The sequence below is a fragment of the Amycolatopsis japonica genome (assembly GCF_000732925.1).
Lineage (GTDB): Bacteria > Actinomycetota > Actinomycetes > Mycobacteriales > Pseudonocardiaceae > Amycolatopsis > Amycolatopsis japonica.
Genome location: NZ_CP008953.1, coordinates 2,185,863 through 2,201,471, shown reverse-complemented (window position 1 = coordinate 2,201,471; position 15,609 = coordinate 2,185,863). Strand labels below are relative to the sequence as shown.

Below are 15,609 nucleotides of genomic sequence, written 5' to 3'. Positions count from 1 at the left end.
CCGCCCCTACTCTGCCCGACCATGGACACCGGACGGCGGCCCGGCGCGGCGCAACTCGCCTTCGACGAGCTGGGAACTCCTTTGCGGGACATCACTTTCGTCGTATTCGACCTGGAGACCACCGGGACGAAACCCGGACCGGACGGGATCACCGAGATCGGCGCGGTCAAGATCCGCGCGGGCGAGGTGGTCGGCGAGTTCGCCACCTTCGTCAATCCTGGGATGCCGATCCCGCCCCAGATCGTCGAGCTCACCGGCATCACCGGGGCGATGGTCTACGACGCTCCCCGGATCGAGCGCGTGCTCCCCGCGTTCCTCGAATTCATCTCCGGTGCCGTGCTCGTGGCGCACAACGCCGCCTTCGACACCGGATTCATGCGCGCGGCCTGCGAAGGCCACGGCTACCACTGGCCCAAGACGGCCGTCGTCTGCACGGTCCGGCTCGCCCGCCGGGTCATCTCCCGCGACGAGACGCCCAGCTACCGGCTTTCCGCGCTGGCGGCGTTGTTCGGGGCGCGCACGACGCCCAACCACCGCGCGCTCGCCGACGCGCGCGCCACCGTCGACGTCCTGCACGCGCTGCTCGAACGGGTGGGCAATCTCGGCGTCCACACCCTCGAAGAGCTGCTGGACTACCTGCCCGGAGTGACCGCTGCCCAGCGCCGTAAACGGTCGCTGGCCGAGCATCTGCCGTCGAGGCCCGGCGTCTACCTGTTCCGCGGCCCGAGCGACGAGGTCCTCTACGTCGGCACGTCGTCCGATCTGCGCCGCCGGGTCCGGCAGTACTTCACCGGTTCGGAGAGCCGGGGGCGGATCCGGGAGATGGTCGCGCTGGCCGAGCGGGTCGACGCGGTCGAATGCGCGCACGCGCTCGAAGCCGCCGTCCGGGAGCTTCGGCTGATCGCCGCCCACCGCCCCATGTACAACCGCCGTTCCAAGAACCCACGGCACGCCTGGTGGGTCGCGCTGACCGAGGAGGCGTTCCCACGCCTGTCGGTGGTCCGCATGCCGCGAGACGGGATGCTGGGGCCCTTTCGCACCCAGACCGACGCCCGGTCCGCCGCGGACACCCTCGCCGGCGCCTCCGGGCTGCGGACGTGCACCCAGCGCATCTCGGCGACCGCGCCGAGCGGGACGCCCTGTGTCCTCGCGGAACTCGGCCGCTGCGGAGCGCCGTGCGCCGGGCTGCAGACGGCGGAGGCGTACCGGCCGGGAGTGCTCGCGGTGTCCGGTCTCATCGCCGGCACGGACGGACGGCCGCTGCGGGCCGCCGCCGACCAGCTGGCCCGGCTCTCCGCGGCGGAACACTACGAACAGGCCGCCCAGCATCGCGATCAGCTGGCCGGGCTGATCCGCGCGGTCGGCCGGGCGCACCGGCAGTCGGCGCTGGCGGGTATCCCGGAGCTGATCGCCGCCGGTCCGGACGGGAACGGCGGCTGGGAGCTGGCGGTGATCCGGCACGGCAGGCTCGCGTCGGCGGGGGTCGCGCGGCGCGGGGTGCCGCCGATGCCGGTCGTCGAGATGCTCGTGGCCTCGGCGGAGACGGTGCTCCCGGGTCCCGGTCCGCTCTTCGGCGCGATCCCGGAGGAGATCGGCATCCTCCTGCGCTGGCTGACCCGTCCGGGCGTCCGGCTCGTGCGCACGACACAACCCTGGGCGGAGCCCGCCGCCGTCGCGGGTGGCTGGCAGGAGTGGCTCGATCTCGCGGCGAGCGCGACGGCACTGGAACGCGTGGCGGGCTAGGATTTCAGCACCGGATTCACCGATGTAGGAGGACCCTTTGATCACGGCGATCGTGTTGATCCAGGTCGAAGCCGATGCCATCCCCGAAGCGGCGCAGGCGATCGCGGACATCGAGGGTGTCCGCGAGGTCTACTCCTGCGCGGGTGACGTCGATCTGGTCGCTTCGGTCCGGGTCACGGCCCACGAAGACCTCGCGGATCTGATCCCGGCGAAGATCGGCAAGGTGCCCGGCGTGCTGAGCACCGTCACGCATATCGCGTTCCGCTCGTACTCGAAGGCCGACAAGGAGTCCGCGTTCGACATCGGCGTCGAAGGCGCCTGAGCTTCCCCCGAAACGCGTGAAGGCCCCCTTCCCTCGGCTCAGCCGAGGGAAGGGGGCCTTCACGCGTGTCTCCCGGGTCTAGTGCCCGGAGGTGATCTCCTTGCGCTCCTCGGAAGGCTCGCCACCGATGTCGTCGACCTTGCCGTTGCCGTGCCCGTTGGACCGGGCGCGCTCCAGCGCGATCGTCTCCTCGACCGGGTCCGGGGACCAGGTCGAACCGGCGACGGCGTGTCCGGCCGAGCCGAGCTTGTTCATCTTCTTCGGCACCGACGCGCCCTGGTACTCGAGCGGGATCGCGTGGCCGTGGTCGTCCACCGGGCCGAGCGGCTGGTGGATCTCGATGAACTCACCGTGCGGCAGGCGCTTGATGATGCCGGTTTCGACACCGTGCTCCAGCACCTCGCGGTCGGCCCGCTGGAGGCCGAGGCAGATCCGGTAGGTGATGTAGTACGCGATCGGCGGCAGCAGCAGGACACCGATCCGGCCCGCCCACGTCGTCGCGTTCAGCGAGATGTCGAAGGCGAACGCGATGATGTCGTTGAAGCCCGACAGCATGATGACCGCGAAGAAGGTCAGGGCCATGATGCCCAGCGAGGTCCGGACCGGGACGTCGCGCGGACGCTGCAGCAGGTTGTGGTGCGCGGTGTCCTTGGACAGCTTTCGCTCGATCCAGGGATACATCACCAGCAACCCGATCAGCAGCGGCATCCCGACCGCGCCGGGGAAGAACACCGCCGGGACCGTGTAGTTCCCGAGGTAGAGCTCCCACGCGGGCCAGATCCGCAGCATGCCGTCGGCCCAGGCCATGTACCAGTCAGGCTGCGAACCCGCCGAGACCTGCGCCGCGTTGTACGGGCCGATGTTCCAGATCGGGTTGATCTGGAAGAGGCCCGACATCAGCGCGATGATGCCGGTGACCAGCGCGAAGAACGCGCCGCCCTTGAGCGCGAAGACCGGCATGATGCGGACGCCGACGACGTTGGTCTCCTTGCGGCGCACGCCCGGGAACTGCGTGTGCTTCTGGTACCAGACCAGCGCGAGGTGCGCGGCCACCAGGCCGAGCATGATGCCCGGCAGCAGCAGGATGTGGATCGTGTACAGGCGCGGGATGATCTCGTTGCCGGGGAACTCCCCGCCGAACAGCGCCCAGTGGATCCAGGTGCCCATGACCGGCACCGAGAGCACGATGCCCGACAGGGTCGCGCGGATACCGGTGCCGGAGAGCAGGTCGTCCGGGAGCGAGTAGCCGAAGAAGCCTTCGAACATGCCCAGGACCAGCAGCAGCGCGCCGATGACCCAGTTCGCCTCACGCGGGCGGCGGAACGCTCCGGTGAAGAAGATCCGGAACATGTGCACCATCATCGAAGCCACGAAGATCAGCGCGGCCCAGTGGTGCAGCTGGCGGACGAAGAGACCGCCCCGGACGTCGAACGAGATGTCGAGCGTGGTCGCGAAGGCCCGCGACATCTCGACGCCCTGCAGACCGGTGTAGCTGCCGTTGTAGACGACCTCCTCCATGGAGGGGTCGAAGAACAGCGTGAGATAGACACCCGACAGCAACAGGATGATGAAGCTGTAGAGCGCGATCTCGCCGAGCAGGAACGACCAGTGCGTCGGGAACACCTTGTTGAGCTGGTGCCGCATGCCCTTGGCCAGGTGATACCGGTCGTCGGCCCACTTCGCACCAGCGCCCGCGGCCTTCTCGACCGGGTTCGTCCCCTTGGTCGGGGTGGTGAGTGAACTCATGACTTACGCTCCCAAAAGGCCGGTCCGACGGCCTCGTTGAAGTCTCCGCGCGCGATCAGGTAGCCCTCTTTGTCCACTGTAATCGGAAGCTGGGCCAAAGGCCGCGTCGCCGGCCCGAAAATCGGCTTGGCGTAGTGGAGCGCGTCGAACTGCGACTGGTGGCAGGGGCAGAGGATGCGGTTGGTCCGCTGCTCGTACAGGGAGGTCGGGCAGCCCACGTGGCTGCAGATCTTCGTGTACGCGTAGTAGTCGCCGAAGTTGTAGTCCTCCTGGCCCTGACGCTTGACGACCTTGGCGGCGTCGGTCGGGCGGAGACGGATCAGCATGACCGGGTTGTCGACCCGCTTGAAGGCGGCCGACAGCGCGTGCTCGTCGTGCTCCTCGGACTTGCGGTACGGGAACACCGTCTCCATCGCGCCCGCGTCGAGGTCCTCGGCCTTGACCAGGGAGATCTCGTGCGGACGGCCGGTGTTGCGGCGCAGGTAGACGACCTCGTCCGGGAAGTTCTTCTTCCAGCCCGAGTGCCACAGCGAGTCGCGGTTCTCGGTGTCCTTCCACGGGTCCTTGATGAAGGACGCGACCGGCAGCGCCGCGACGGCGAGGCCGAGCACACCGGCACCGGCGCCCGCGGACCGCTTGATCATCGAGCGGCGCGCGATGGTGCTGCGGCTGCCCGAGTCGGCGAGCTGGGCGACGATGGTGGCCTTGTCGACCTCCTTGGAACCGCCGTCCCCGCGTTCCTGGACCGAGACCTCGGCCGGGATGAACTTCTTGGTGTAGAGGATCACACCGATACCGAGGCTGAGCACGGCCAGCCCGAGGGTGACCCCGAGCAGCGGCGTGTACAGCGTGTACTTGGTGTAGCCGGTCGTACCCGGCTCCTTGTACTCGAACCAGTGCGGCCACGCGATGAGGACCACGAACGCGAGGCCGGACAGCGCGGCCAGCACGAACCAGAGGGCGACCGCGCGCTCGGCGCGCTTCTCCGCCCGTGTCCCCTCGACCGGCCACGGCGTCGGGTACTCCACGATCTCGACCCCGTCGAGCGCGGTACCCAGCTTGACGAGCTGGTCGCGATCCATGTCCGCCAATTCCGCCTCTGTCGGCGGCTTCGGCCCTTCGGCGCTCATGCCTTCGATCCAATCCACAACGTCACGCCGATCAGCGCGGCGATCCCGACGATCCACGCGATCGCGCCCTCCGAAGCCGGGCCGAGTCCGCCGAGCGAGCTACCGCCGGGAGCGTTGTTCCCGTCGCTCACGGACTTCACGAACGCGATGATGTCCTTCTTCTCCTCCGGCGACAGCTGCCGGTCGGAGAACTTGGGCATGTTCTGCGGCCCGGTGAGCATCGCGGTGTAGATCTGCTCTTCCGTGGCCGGGTCCAGGTTCGGGGCGAACTTGCCCGAGGAGAGCGCACCGCCGCGGCCGGTGAAGCCGTGGCAGGAGGCGCAGTTGAGGCGGAAGAGTTCGCTGCCGCGCGCGACGTCCTCGCCGCGCAGCGCGTCACCCTTCTCGGCGGGACGCTGCGCGCCGCCGCCGTTGGCCTGGATGTAGGCGCCGAGGGCGTTGATCTCGGCCTCGGACAGCTTCGGCGGCTTCCGCTGCGCCTGGGCTTCCTGACGCACCGCGGGCATGCGGCCGGTGGAGGTCTGGAAGTACACGGCCGCGTCGCCGATGCCGATGAGGCTCGGGCCACGGTCGGTGACACCTTCGAGCTTCGGCCCGTGACATTCGATACACGTGTTGTTGTAGAGCTTCTCGCCCTCGCGCAGGAGGGCGGATTCGCCCTGCGCCTGCGCGGTCTGCGGCTCCGGGGCGAAAACGGCGTACAACCCGCCCACGCTGAGCAGCGCGATCCCGAGCGCCAGCGCGCCGGCGAAGCGCCTGCGTGCCTTCGACCGCTTGCGGAAGCGGCGCTCCGTGTTGTTCTTGCTGGAGGTCATCTTGCGGCAACCCTTGCTGTCAGTTCAGGCCGATAGGTCGTGGTGGCGGCTTCGTTCACGGAAGGATGTAGATCACCGCGAACAGACCCACCCACACGATGTCGACGAAGTGCCAGTAGTACGACACCACGATCGCCGAGGTGGCCTGGGCCGGGGTGAACTTGCTCAGCTTGGTGCGGATGAGCAGGTACACGAACGCGATGAGCCCGCCGATGACGTGCAGGCCGTGGAACCCGGTCGCGAGGAAGAAGACCGTGCCGAACGGGCCGGACGGGATCGTCATCCCCTCTTCGATCAGGTGGAGGTACTCGTAACCCTGGCCGCCGACGAAGATCGCGCCCATGATCAACGTGATGATGTACCAGCGTCGAAGGCCGAAGACGTCGCCCTTTTCAGCGGCGAACACGCCGAACTGGCAGGTGAACGAGGACGCCACGAGGATCACCGTGAACGGGATCGCCAAGGCGATGTTCAACTCGAAGGGCTCACCGTGCAGCGGCGGCGGCCACTGACCGGTCGCGTTCTGCGCCTTCACGGTGAAGAACATGGCGAACAGTCCGGCGAAGAACATCAGTTCGCTGGACAGCCACACGATGGTGCCGACACTGACCATGTTCGGCCGGTTCAGCGAGTGGACCCGCTGGCTGATGGTGGGAGCTGCCGTTGTCACGCGTCGCATTATGTCCTCTCACGCATGGCGCCCGCCGGGTGGGTCCACGGCGGGTCGCGTGCGTGTCGGGTCACATCTGAACGAAAGTGGGAACCGGGCTACTCATGGGTTTACTAGATCGGCTTCGTGACCTGGTCAGGAAGCCTTCCGCGCCGAGCCTGACGATCGACACGCCCGGCGTGGAGATCGTCGTGGAGGCGTTCGATCCGGCCGAGGCGGACTCTTCGGCGTTGGCGAGATCACCCGCTTGGGTCGCCGAAGCGCCCGCGATCCTGCGCCATCACTTGAAGCTGCCGCCCGAAAAGGTGGCGGAGGCGGCCTCGATCCTCGCCCAGGACGGCTGGGAGCTGCGAGAACAGGCACCCGACGGGGAATTCGCCCTCGCGCACGCACTGCGCGTCCAGACCCTCGACGCGCTGCACTGCGCGCAGGAACGGTCACGGATGGCGGGGCTCGCGCAACGGCTCGGCGGCGACTCCCTGGGCTGGGACGCGCTCCAGCCGTCGGGTGCGTCCACGTGATGTCGGTCATGGCGGATAACATCGCGGGGTCGACATGACTAGACGAGGCGGAGGCGCGCTCATGGGCGAGCAGGCGATGCGGATCCTGGTGTTCAGCCACAAGGCGGAGGTGCGCGAGGCGATCATCAACGCCGTCGGCCGCAGGCCCGCCGCCGACCTCGGCCGGGTGGACTACACCGAGGCGTCCGGCATCTCCGAGGTCCTCGTCGAGATGGACGCGGGCAACGTGGACCTGGCCATCCTCGACGGCGAGGCCCAGCCGACCGGTGGCATCGGGCTGACCCGTCAGCTGAAGAACGAGATCGGGGTGGGGGCGGGCCGGGCTGGTGATGACACAGACTGCCCGCCGATCATCGTTACGGTGCGGCGCAAGGACGACCGCTGGCTCGCGACCTGGTCGCAGGCCGACGCGGTGCTGGTCCACCCGCTCGACCCGCTGACCGCCGCCGAGACCGTCGCCGACGTGCTGCGCGCCCGGCGGGTGCCGGCCGTGCACGGCTGAGCCGTGACCGCCAAGACCTGGCCGTCCCTGCTCAACCAGCTCATCGCGCGCGCGGATCTGTCCGAGGAGGACACCGCGTGGGCGATGGACCAGATCATGAGCGGGGCGGCGACGCCCTCCCAGATCGCCGGATTCGCCGTCGCGCTGCGCGCGAAGGGTGAGACACCGGCGGAGATCTCCGGCATGGCCGACGCCATGCTGGCGCACGCCAAACGGGTCACCATCGACCGGCCGTCGGTGGACATCGTCGGCACCGGCGGCGACCGGTCGAATTCGGTCAACATCTCCACCATGGCCACGGTGGTGACGGCCGCGGCGGGTGCCCCGGTGGCCAAGCACGGCAACCGGAGCGCGTCGTCGAAATCCGGCGCGGCGGACGTGCTGGAGGAGCTGGGCGTCACGATCGACCTGCCGCCGGAGACGGTCCAGCGCAGCGTCAACGAGCTGGGCATCGGCTTCTGCTTCGCGCCGAAGTTCCACCCGGCCCTGCGCCACGCGGGCCCGACCCGCGGCGAGCTCGGCGTGCCGACGACGTTCAACCTGCTGGGTCCCCTGACCAACCCGGCGCAGCCGCGCAGTTCGCTCATCGGTTGCGCTTATCAGGACAAGACCCGCGTGCTGGCCGAGGTGTTCGCGCGGCGCGGCATGACCGTGCTGCTCGTGCGCGGCGACGACGGCCTGGACGAGCTCACCACCACGACCACGAGTTCGGTGTGGGTGATCTCCGGCGGCGAGATCACCGAGCGGAGCTTCGACCCCGCTTCGCTGGGCATCGCCAGGGCGACCGCGGACGACCTGCGCGGCGGGGACGCCGCCCACAACGCCGACGTGTTCCGTCAGGTGATGGCCGGGAAGACCGGGCCGGTGCGGGACGCGGTGCTGCTCAACTCGGCGGCCGCGCTGGCGGCTTTCGCCGGGTTCTCGGCGTCACTGGAAGACGATCTGGCGGCCGGGCTCGAACGAGCGGCGTCGGCCATCGATTCGGGCGCCGCGGCGGACCTGCTGAACCGGTGGATCGCCTTCGCCTGACCTGCGCCCGCTCTGCCCTCGGTCCCGCCAACGCCATGAAAGGGGCGGTCAGGACGTTTTTCGTCTTGAACGACCCTTTCATGACATTCCGCGACCGTCGGCACCCCGCCGGACCCCACCCCTCAAGAGAGCGCCATGAAAGGTCCTTTCCTTGCAAATTTTGCAAGGAAAGGACCTTTCATGGCGTTGGCGACCGGACTCACGAAGCGGTGCTGAAGCGCGCCCGGTAAGCCGTAGGCGTCAGTCCCGTAGCGCGCCGAAGCTGCGTACGCAGGTTCGCAGCGGTCCCGAAACCCGAAGCCCGCGCCACCCGGTCCAGCCGCTGCTCCCCGCGCTCGATCAGCCGGCACGCCAGCGCGATCCGTTCCGTCGTGAGCCACGCCAGCGGCGTCGTGCCCAGTTCGGCCCGGAACCGCCGGTGCAGCGTCGCCTGGCTGGCCGCCGCCCGCGCGGCGAGGTCGGCGACGGTGAGCGGCCGGTCCAGCCGTTCGCGCGCCCACGCGAGCACCGGCGCCAGCGACGTGTCCGGCACCGGCGGCAGCGGACGTTCGACGAACTGCCGCTGCCCGCCATCACGGTGCCCGGCGAACACCAGCCGCCTGCTCACCGCGTTCGCGATCTCGGCGCCGTGGTCACGACTGATCAGATGCAGCCCCAGATCGAGCGCGGCCGCGCTGCCCGCCGCGGTCAGGACGTCGCCGTCGTCGACGAAGAGCACGTCCGGCTCCAGCAGCACTTCGGGATACAGCTCCCGGAAGAGCCCCGCCCACTTCCAGTGCGTCGTCGCGCGGCGCCCGTCCAGGACCCCCGCCTGCGCGAGGGTGAAGGCGCCCGTACAGAAGCTCACCAGCCGGGCACCCCGCTCGGACGCGGCGCGAACGGCCTTCAGCACCGATTCCCTGGCCGGGCTCTCCGGATCGGGCCGGTTGGGCACGATCACCGTGTCGGCGGTCTCCGCGGCTTCGAGCCCGGCGACCCCGCTGAGGGTGAACATGCCCAGATGCATCCGCACGGACGGCTCGGCCGCGCACACCGTGAAGTCGTACCAGGGCCTCCCCAGCTCCGGCCGCCGCAGGCCGAAGAGCTCGGTCGCGACGCCCATTTCGAAGGGGTTGGAGCCCTCGTCGACCAGGATGGCGACCTTGTGCGAGGAATCATGCGACATATGCGATTCCTAGCACTCACTCCTCCGGCGGTCCAGTGACGAGGATCGGGGTATGAGCAAGCAGCCGATCGATCTGGAAACCGCGCTGGCCGGGTTCGACGAGATCTGGAGCCCCCGGATCGTCGCCCACGTCAACGACTACGACGTCCGTCTCGCCAAGGTCGCGGGCGAGCACGTCTGGCACGTCCACGAGAACACCGACGAGTTCTTCCTCGTGCTCGACGGCACCTTGGACATCGCGTTGCGCGAGGAGGGCGGCGAACGCGTCGTCACGCTGCCGCGCGGTTCGGTTTTCGTCGTCCCGCGCGGGACGTTCCACAAACCGTCCTCAGTGGACGGTGCGTCGCTGCTGCTGTTCGAGCCGACCGGCACGCTCTCCGTCGGCGACGAGCACGACGAGGTCCCCGACCACGTCCAAGTGACAGTTGGACAGGAAATCTCCTTCTAGCCTGCGGAAAACGTCCTGCGGTACGCGCTCGGGCTGGTCCCCCTCAGCTTGCCGAACTGATGCCGCAGCGCGGCGGCCGAGGCGTATCCGCAGGCGACCGCGATGTCCTCAATGGACAGACGGCCTTCTTCGAGCAAGGACTGCGCACGGTCCAGGCGGCGCTCGGTGAGCCATCGGTGCGGCGTCGTCCCGGTGGCCGCCGAGAACCGGCGCAGGAACGTGCGCTCCCCCAGCCCGCTGCGACGGGCGAGCTCCGCGACGGTGAACGGCTGGTCCAATCGCCGCTCGATCCATTCGAGCGCTTCGGCGAGCACGGTGTCGTCCGGCGCGGCGGTCTCGGGCACCGGCGCCTGCACGAACTGTGCCTGCCCGCCGACCCGGTGCGGCGCCGCGACCATCCGCCTGGCCAGCGTCGTGGCCGCGACGACACCGCGCAGCTCCCGCACGAGATGCAGGCACAGGTCGACTGCGGCCACGGTTCCCGCGCTGGTGAGAACGCCGCCGTCGTCGACGTACAACGCCTTCGGATCCACCTTCGCCGTCGGGAAACGCGACCGGAACTCCTGTTCGTAGACCCAATGGACGGTGCAATTGCGCCCGTCGAGCAGCCCCGCGTAGCCGAGCGAGAAGACGCCCGCGCAGAAGCCCGCGACCCAGGCGCCCCGGCTCGCCGCGTCGCGCAGGACCTCGAGCACCGGCTCCGGCGGGCTCGCGCTGCGCGGTGCGCAGGTCGGGACGATCAGCAGATCGGCGGACGCCGCGAAGTCCAGGCCCCGCAGGCCGTCGAGCCCGAAGCCGGACCAGCTCAGGACGTTCGCGCCGCCGGGCGAGCAGACCGCGAAGTCCCAGCCCTCGATGCCGTCGGCGCTGCGATCTGTGCCGAAGACCTCGCAGGCGACGCCGAGTTCGAACGGCGAGACCTGGTCGGCGAGCACCACCGCGACCTTCTTCACATCCATCCGGGCAGTGTGTCACAAGTTTTGCGGTCGATGTCATCTCTGACACTGGTTGAACGCGGACACGAGGGCGAAAGTGGTCGCCATGAACAAGAACAACCCCGTGTTGCAGTGGACGGCCGCGATGGCGCTGTCCGGCACGATCGGCGCCGTCGTCCTCGAAAGCGGCGCCGACGCCCCCGCCGTGGCGTTCGCGAGGAGCCTCGTCGGCGGTCTGCTGCTCCTGGTGTGGAGCGCGGCTCGCGGCTGGCTGCGCCCGTGGACGCTCAGCCGACGCGACCTGCTGCTCGCCGTCCTCGGCGGCCTGTTCCTGGTCGGGAACTGGGTGCTGTTGTTCGCCTCGTACTCGCTGTCGTCGATCGGGGTCAGCACCGTCGTCTACCACACGCAGCCGCTGATGCTGGTCGGTCTCGCCGCGGCGTTCCTCGGCGAGAAGATGGCGAAGAGCCAGCTGGTCCGGGCGCTGATCGCGTTCGGCGGAGTGACCCTCATCTCACTGTCCGCGCACGGCGCCGACGGCAAGCCCGTACGGCTGGCGGGGATCGCGCTCGCCCTCGGCGCGGCCGCGCTCTACGCCGGCGCCTCGTTCGTCGCGAAGCAGCTCACGCACGTCCGTCCGCACGTCCTCGCGGCCGTACAGCTCGTGACGGGCACGATCGTGCTCGCACCCGCCCTGCTGGTCACGCCGCTGCCCACGGACACCTCAGGGCTGCTGTGGCTGGTCCTGCTGGGAACCGTGCACACCGCGCTGATGTACGTGCTCATGTACGCGAGCATCGGGAAGCTGCCGACCACGACGGTGGCGCTGCTGTCCTACGTCTATCCGGTGGTCGCGGTGGTCGTCGACGTCCTCGCCTACGGGCACCGGCCGACCTGGCCGGAAGGGGTGGGGATGCTGGCCGTCCTGGCGGCCGCGCTGGCCCCGAAACGCGCGGAGGCACGCCAACCCGCCCGCGTTTAGTCCTCTGAATGCGGAAAGCGGCGCCCCGGTCCGAAGACCGAGGCGCCGCTTCCGGCGTCAGAACGTCACTCGTGGTTCGGACCGGTGTGGTACTCGAACACCAGCCCGCCGATGGCGATGATGACCAGGCCCAGCGCGATGATCAGCAGCCAGACGTGGAAGAACGCGAGCGCGACACCGGTCAGCGCGGCGGCCGCCGCGAGACCGATCGGCCAGTAGCTGCCCGGGCTGAAGAAGCCCAGCTCACCGGCACCGTCGCTGATCTCGGCGTCTTCCCGGTCCTCCGGCCGCGGCTCGATGCGCCGCGCCACGAACTGCAGGTAGCTCCCGGCCAGGAAGGCCAGGCCACCGGTGAGGATCAGGGCCACCACACCGACCGGCTCGACGCCGTCCCGGGTCATCGTTCCGGTCATGTACGCGTAGATACCCGCGACGATGACGGAGAAGACCGCGACGAGGAAGAAAATCCGTCCTTCGACCTTCATGGACGTTGCCTCACTCCTGTTTCGGGCTCGAACAGCCGGGTCAGTTGGACGCGACCCGCGCGGTGCGGTCGGTGTTGAACGGGGTGGTGGTGACGGCGTAGGGCGAGCACAGGTCGCCGCAGTTCATCGCCGTCAGCGCTTCGGAAGCCGTGTTCGGCTTGCCGCTCTTCGGGTTCACGGTGCCGCGGAGCTGGATGTACTGCGCGTACTTGTCCGGCGAGAGCGCCCTGACCTCGAAGTTCATCCCCGAGTGGTAGGTGCCGCACAGTTCGGCGCAGCGGCCGACGAACGAACCTTCCTTGTCGATCGAGTTCTGGAAGGTGAAGTCCTGGTTGTTCTTCTCCGGGTCCGGCATGACGTCCCGCTTGAAGTGGAACTCCGGCACCCAGAACGAGTGGATGACGTCGGCCGACCGCAGGTTGTACTGGATCGTCTTGTTCGTCGGCAGGACCAGCAGCGGGATCTCGGTCGAGCTGCCGACCGTGGTGATCTCGGGGTCCTCGTGGTTCTTGGAGTCGCTCTTGTACTTGAACTCCCAGTTCCACTGGAACGCGACGATGTCGACCGTGACGTCCGGGTTCTCCGTCTCGGCGAGCACGCGGTTCTCGGTGGTCGCGGTGAAGAAGAACAGCACGCAGACCATGATCGTCGGGACGACGACCGTGAAGATCTCCAGCGGGATGTTGTACTGGAACTGACGGGGCAGTTCCTCTTCCGCGCCGTCGGCGGTCTTCTTCTTGCGGTGGAAGATCGCGGTCCAGAAGATCAGCGCCCACACGATGACACCGACGGCCAGCGCGGCGATGACGGTCCACGTCCACAAGGTGCGCATGTCGTGCGCCTGCGGGGTCACCCCGACCGGCCAGCCGAAGCGGAGGATCTCGTCCCCGGAACAGCCCGTCGCGGTCAGCATCACCAGCGCGGCGAGCGCTGCGACGCGACCAGCCCGCTTAACCGGGATGCGCTCTGGATTTCCCACTGCGCCTTGCCCTTTCACCCAGAGCCTCCTCGACCGATCTTTGTGACAGCCGGAGCCTAGCCGAGTTGCGACGCCGCGCTGACCAAGGGGTGACCCCAACACGCGTATCCCCCACCACATCCGGGTGTACACACCCACCGGCATACTGGGCCCTTCTCCCCGCTCGGCCAACAAGAGGTGTGTGAACTAGACGTGTGCGGCCTGCTTGGACTGATCTGTTCGACCGAAGCCGACGCTGCGAGCGCCCGTGACGCCGTCGACGCGGCCATGCGCTGCCAGCGGCACCGCGGCCCCGACGAGCACGACACCTGGGCCGACGCCGAGGTGGTCTACGGCTTCAACCGGCTGGCCTTCATCGACGTCGACCACGCCCACCAGCCACTGGTGTGGGGTCCGCCGGAGGCTCCGGAGCGCTACACGCTGAACTTCAACGGCGAGATCTACAACTACAAAGAGCTGCGTGACGAGCTGGCCGCCGGGCACGGTGCGAAATTCGCCACAGAAGGTGACGGCGAGGCCATCGTCGCGGCGTACCACTACCTCGGCGACGAAGCGGTCAAGAAGCTGCGCGGCATGTTCGCCTTCCTGATCTGGGACTCGCAGGAGAAGGTCGTCTTCGGCGCGCGGGACCCGTTCGGCATCAAGCCGCTGTTCTACTCGGCAGGCCCCGGCAAGGTCGCCTTCTCCAGCGAGAAGAAGAGCCTGCTGGAGCTTTCGAGCGTGCTCGGCGTCCAGGACGAGCTGGACAAGACGGCCCTGCAGCACTACCTGGTGCTGCAGTACGTGCCGGAACCCGAGTCGATGCACACCGGTATCCGCCGCGTCGAGTCCGGCACGTCGTTCCGGGTGGTCCCCGGCGGTGACGTCGAGTTCACGCGCTACTTCCACCCCACGTTCAATGCGAAGCCGGTGAACAGCCAGGCCGAGGCCGACGAGCTGTACGAGCGCATCGCCGATGTGATGCGCGACTCGGTCGGCAAGCACATGATCTCCGACCCGGACGTCACGGTCGGCGCGTTCCTCTCCGGCGGCATCGACTCCACGGCGACCGCGACGCTGGCCAAGGAGCACAACCCGAACCTGATCGCCTTCACCACCGGGTTCGAGCGCGAGGGTTACTCCGAGGTCGACGTCGCCGCCGAATCGGCCGCCGCGATCGGCGTGAAGCACGTGGTCCGCACGGTGTCGGCGGACGAGATGATGGAGGCGCTGCCGCTCATCGTCTGGTACCTCGACGACCCGGTGGCGGACCCGGCGCTCGTGCCGCTCTGGTTCATCGCGCGCGAAGCCCGCAAGCACGTCAAGGCGGTGCTGTCCGGCGAAGGCGCCGACGAGCTCTTCTGCGGCTACACGATCTACAACGAGCCGATCTCGCTGGCGCCGTTCGAGAAGATCCCCGGCGGGATGCGGAAGATCATCGGCAAGGTCTCCACGAAGATCCCGGAGGGCACCCGCGGCAAGGACCTGCTGCGGCGCGGGGCGCTGCCGCTGGAGGACCGCTACTACGGCAACGCGCGCAACTTCCGCGACGACCAGCTCCGCAAGGTGCTGCGCACGTACGAGGACGGGATCGGCTTCAAGGACGTCACCGCGCCTTGGTACAAGATCTCGGAGAACTGGGACCCGGTCGCGCGCATGCAGCACGTCGACCTCTACACCTGGCTGCGCGGCGACATCCTGGTCAAGGCCGACAAGGTGACCATGGCGAACTCGCTGGAACTGCGCGTGCCGTTCCTCGACGCCGAGGTGTTCAAGGTCGCCTCGACCATCCCGCTCGACCAGAAGCTCGCGCACGGCACCACGAAGTACGCGCTGCGCCAGGCACTGGCGAAGATCATCCCCGGCCACGTCCTGAACCGGCGCAAGCTGGGCTTCCCGGTGCCGATCCGGCTGTGGCTGCGCAACGAGATGTACGACTGGGCCAAGGGCATCATCTCGGACTCGCAGACCGACGCGCTGCTCGACAAGAAGGCCGTCCTGGCGCTGCTCGAAGAGCACAAGGCCGGGCAGCTCGACCGCAGCCGTCAGCTGTGGGCGCTGCTGGTGTTCATGCTGTGGCACGGCATCTTCGTCGAGAACCGCATCAAGCCCGAGGTTCCGGAACCCGTCTACCCGGTGAAACTCTAGTCACGACTCG

16 protein-coding genes are annotated in these 15,609 nt (G+C 68.5%); 8 read left to right on the top strand and 8 right to left on the bottom strand.

The window, feature by feature from the left end:
- Positions 1-21: 21 nt before the first annotated feature.
- Together AJAP_RS10745 and AJAP_RS10740 are read left to right on the top strand one after the other, a co-directional pair.
- The gene (locus AJAP_RS10745) at positions 22-1,743 is read left to right on the top strand and encodes a DEDD exonuclease domain-containing protein (RefSeq protein WP_038510203.1); all 1,722 of its coding nucleotides are present in this window, start codon (positions 22-24) and stop codon (positions 1,741-1,743) included.
- 37 nt (positions 1,744-1,780) lie between these two features.
- Entirely contained in the window at positions 1,781-2,065 is a 285-nt protein-coding gene (locus AJAP_RS10740; protein WP_016336037.1) for an Lrp/AsnC family transcriptional regulator, read from the top strand.
- Between the two features lie 78 nt (positions 2,066-2,143).
- On the opposite strand, the gene qcrB is transcribed toward AJAP_RS10740, so the two are convergent.
- The 4 genes from qcrB to ctaE are packed head-to-tail and all read right to left on the bottom strand — an operon-like array spanning position 2,144 to position 6,435.
- The gene (gene qcrB / locus AJAP_RS10735; RefSeq protein WP_038510200.1) at positions 2,144-3,811 is read right to left on the bottom strand and encodes a cytochrome bc1 complex cytochrome b subunit; all 1,668 of its coding nucleotides are present in this window, start codon (positions 3,809-3,811) and stop codon (positions 2,144-2,146) included.
- A complete protein-coding gene (gene qcrA / locus AJAP_RS10730; RefSeq protein ID WP_037344746.1) occupies positions 3,808-4,941 on the bottom strand; it encodes a cytochrome bc1 complex Rieske iron-sulfur subunit in 1,134 nt (377 codons plus the stop codon). The genes qcrB and qcrA overlap by 4 nt, the downstream gene beginning before the upstream one ends.
- The gene (qcrC, locus tag AJAP_RS10725) at positions 4,938-5,756 is read right to left on the bottom strand and encodes a cytochrome bc1 complex diheme cytochrome c subunit (protein ID WP_038510197.1); all 819 of its coding nucleotides are present in this window, start codon (positions 5,754-5,756) and stop codon (positions 4,938-4,940) included. Before qcrC ends, qcrA begins: the two co-directional genes overlap by 4 nt.
- Positions 5,757-5,811: 55 nt before the next feature.
- The gene (ctaE, locus tag AJAP_RS10720; RefSeq protein ID WP_073848452.1) at positions 5,812-6,435 is read right to left on the bottom strand and encodes an aa3-type cytochrome oxidase subunit III; all 624 of its coding nucleotides are present in this window, start codon (positions 6,433-6,435) and stop codon (positions 5,812-5,814) included.
- A 95-nt stretch (positions 6,436-6,530) separates the two neighbouring features.
- Between ctaE and AJAP_RS10715 the strand changes: the two genes are divergently transcribed.
- The 3 genes from AJAP_RS10715 to trpD all read left to right on the top strand — a co-directional run bounded on the left by AJAP_RS10715 (position 6,531) and on the right by trpD (position 8,478).
- Complete coding sequence (locus AJAP_RS10715; protein WP_038510192.1) at positions 6,531-6,947, top strand: hypothetical protein; 417 nt, start codon at positions 6,531-6,533, stop codon at positions 6,945-6,947.
- Between the two features lie 61 nt (positions 6,948-7,008).
- Complete coding sequence (locus AJAP_RS10710; RefSeq protein ID WP_038510189.1) at positions 7,009-7,449, top strand: hypothetical protein; 441 nt, start codon at positions 7,009-7,011, stop codon at positions 7,447-7,449.
- 3 nt (positions 7,450-7,452) lie between these two features.
- On the top strand, positions 7,453-8,478 hold the full coding sequence (gene trpD, locus AJAP_RS10705; RefSeq protein ID WP_038510186.1) for an anthranilate phosphoribosyltransferase: 1,026 nt from the start codon (positions 7,453-7,455) through the stop codon (positions 8,476-8,478).
- Between the two features lie 199 nt (positions 8,479-8,677).
- Here the strand turns inward: trpD and AJAP_RS10700 are convergent, their stop codons facing one another.
- Positions 8,678-9,643 carry a helix-turn-helix domain-containing protein gene (locus AJAP_RS10700; protein ID WP_038510183.1) on the bottom strand — a complete coding sequence of 322 codons (966 nt, stop codon included), beginning with the start codon at positions 9,641-9,643 and terminating at the stop codon, positions 8,678-8,680.
- A gap of 52 nt (positions 9,644-9,695) precedes the next feature.
- Here AJAP_RS10700 and AJAP_RS10695 point away from each other — a divergent pair, with 52 nt between their 5' ends.
- Entirely contained in the window at positions 9,696-10,091 is a 396-nt protein-coding gene (locus AJAP_RS10695; RefSeq protein WP_037344733.1) for a cupin domain-containing protein, read from the top strand.
- Here the strand turns inward: AJAP_RS10695 and AJAP_RS10690 are convergent.
- Entirely contained in the window at positions 10,088-11,050 is a 963-nt protein-coding gene (locus AJAP_RS10690; protein ID WP_038510179.1) for a GlxA family transcriptional regulator, read from the bottom strand. The two genes, AJAP_RS10695 and AJAP_RS10690, sit on opposite strands and share 4 nt — an antisense overlap.
- Before the next feature lie 82 nt (positions 11,051-11,132).
- On the opposite strand from AJAP_RS10690, the gene AJAP_RS10685 reads away from it, so the two are divergent.
- Positions 11,133-12,008 carry a DMT family transporter gene (locus AJAP_RS10685; RefSeq protein WP_038522794.1) on the top strand — a complete coding sequence of 292 codons (876 nt, stop codon included), beginning with the start codon at positions 11,133-11,135 and terminating at the stop codon, positions 12,006-12,008.
- 65 nt (positions 12,009-12,073) lie between these two features.
- Here the strand turns inward: AJAP_RS10685 and AJAP_RS10680 are convergent, their stop codons facing one another.
- Both AJAP_RS10680 and ctaC read right to left on the bottom strand, forming a co-directional pair.
- The gene (locus AJAP_RS10680; protein ID WP_037344731.1) at positions 12,074-12,493 is read right to left on the bottom strand and encodes a cytochrome c oxidase subunit 4; all 420 of its coding nucleotides are present in this window, start codon (positions 12,491-12,493) and stop codon (positions 12,074-12,076) included.
- 40 nt (positions 12,494-12,533) lie between these two features.
- Positions 12,534-13,472: an aa3-type cytochrome oxidase subunit II gene (gene ctaC / locus AJAP_RS10675; protein ID WP_038510176.1), complete on the bottom strand. Its 939-nt coding sequence runs from the start codon at positions 13,470-13,472 to the stop codon at positions 12,534-12,536.
- 192 nt (positions 13,473-13,664) lie between these two features.
- On the opposite strand from ctaC, the gene asnB reads away from it, so the two are divergent.
- Positions 13,665-15,599, top strand: a complete 1,935-nt coding sequence (gene asnB / locus AJAP_RS10670) for an asparagine synthase (glutamine-hydrolyzing) (RefSeq protein ID WP_038510173.1) — start codon at positions 13,665-13,667, stop codon at positions 15,597-15,599.
- The last annotated feature ends 10 nt before the right edge of the window (positions 15,600-15,609 follow it).

Bases quoted from the DNA above. Each gene is read 5' to 3' on its own strand.
- AJAP_RS10745 (WP_038510203.1), top strand. From the start codon at position 22: ATGGACACCGGACGGCGGCCCGGCGCGGCGCAACTCGCCTTCGACGAG.
- qcrB (WP_038510200.1), bottom strand. From the start codon at position 3,811: ATGAGTTCACTCACCACCCCGACCAAGGGGACGAACCCGGTCGAGAAG.
- qcrA (WP_037344746.1), bottom strand. From the start codon at position 4,941: ATGAGCGCCGAAGGGCCGAAGCCGCCGACAGAGGCGGAATTGGCGGAC.
- qcrC (WP_038510197.1), bottom strand. From the start codon at position 5,756: ATGACCTCCAGCAAGAACAACACGGAGCGCCGCTTCCGCAAGCGGTCG.
- ctaE (WP_073848452.1), bottom strand. From the start codon at position 6,435: ATGCGACGCGTGACAACGGCAGCTCCCACCATCAGCCAGCGGGTCCAC.
- AJAP_RS10715 (WP_038510192.1), top strand. From the start codon at position 6,531: ATGGGTTTACTAGATCGGCTTCGTGACCTGGTCAGGAAGCCTTCCGCG.
- AJAP_RS10710 (WP_038510189.1), top strand. From the start codon at position 7,009: ATGGGCGAGCAGGCGATGCGGATCCTGGTGTTCAGCCACAAGGCGGAG.
- AJAP_RS10700 (WP_038510183.1), bottom strand. From the start codon at position 9,643: ATGTCGCATGATTCCTCGCACAAGGTCGCCATCCTGGTCGACGAGGGC.
- AJAP_RS10695 (WP_037344733.1), top strand. From the start codon at position 9,696: ATGAGCAAGCAGCCGATCGATCTGGAAACCGCGCTGGCCGGGTTCGAC.
- AJAP_RS10690 (WP_038510179.1), bottom strand. From the start codon at position 11,050: ATGGATGTGAAGAAGGTCGCGGTGGTGCTCGCCGACCAGGTCTCGCCG.
- AJAP_RS10685 (WP_038522794.1), top strand. From the start codon at position 11,133: ATGAACAAGAACAACCCCGTGTTGCAGTGGACGGCCGCGATGGCGCTG.
- AJAP_RS10680 (WP_037344731.1), bottom strand. From the start codon at position 12,493: ATGAAGGTCGAAGGACGGATTTTCTTCCTCGTCGCGGTCTTCTCCGTC.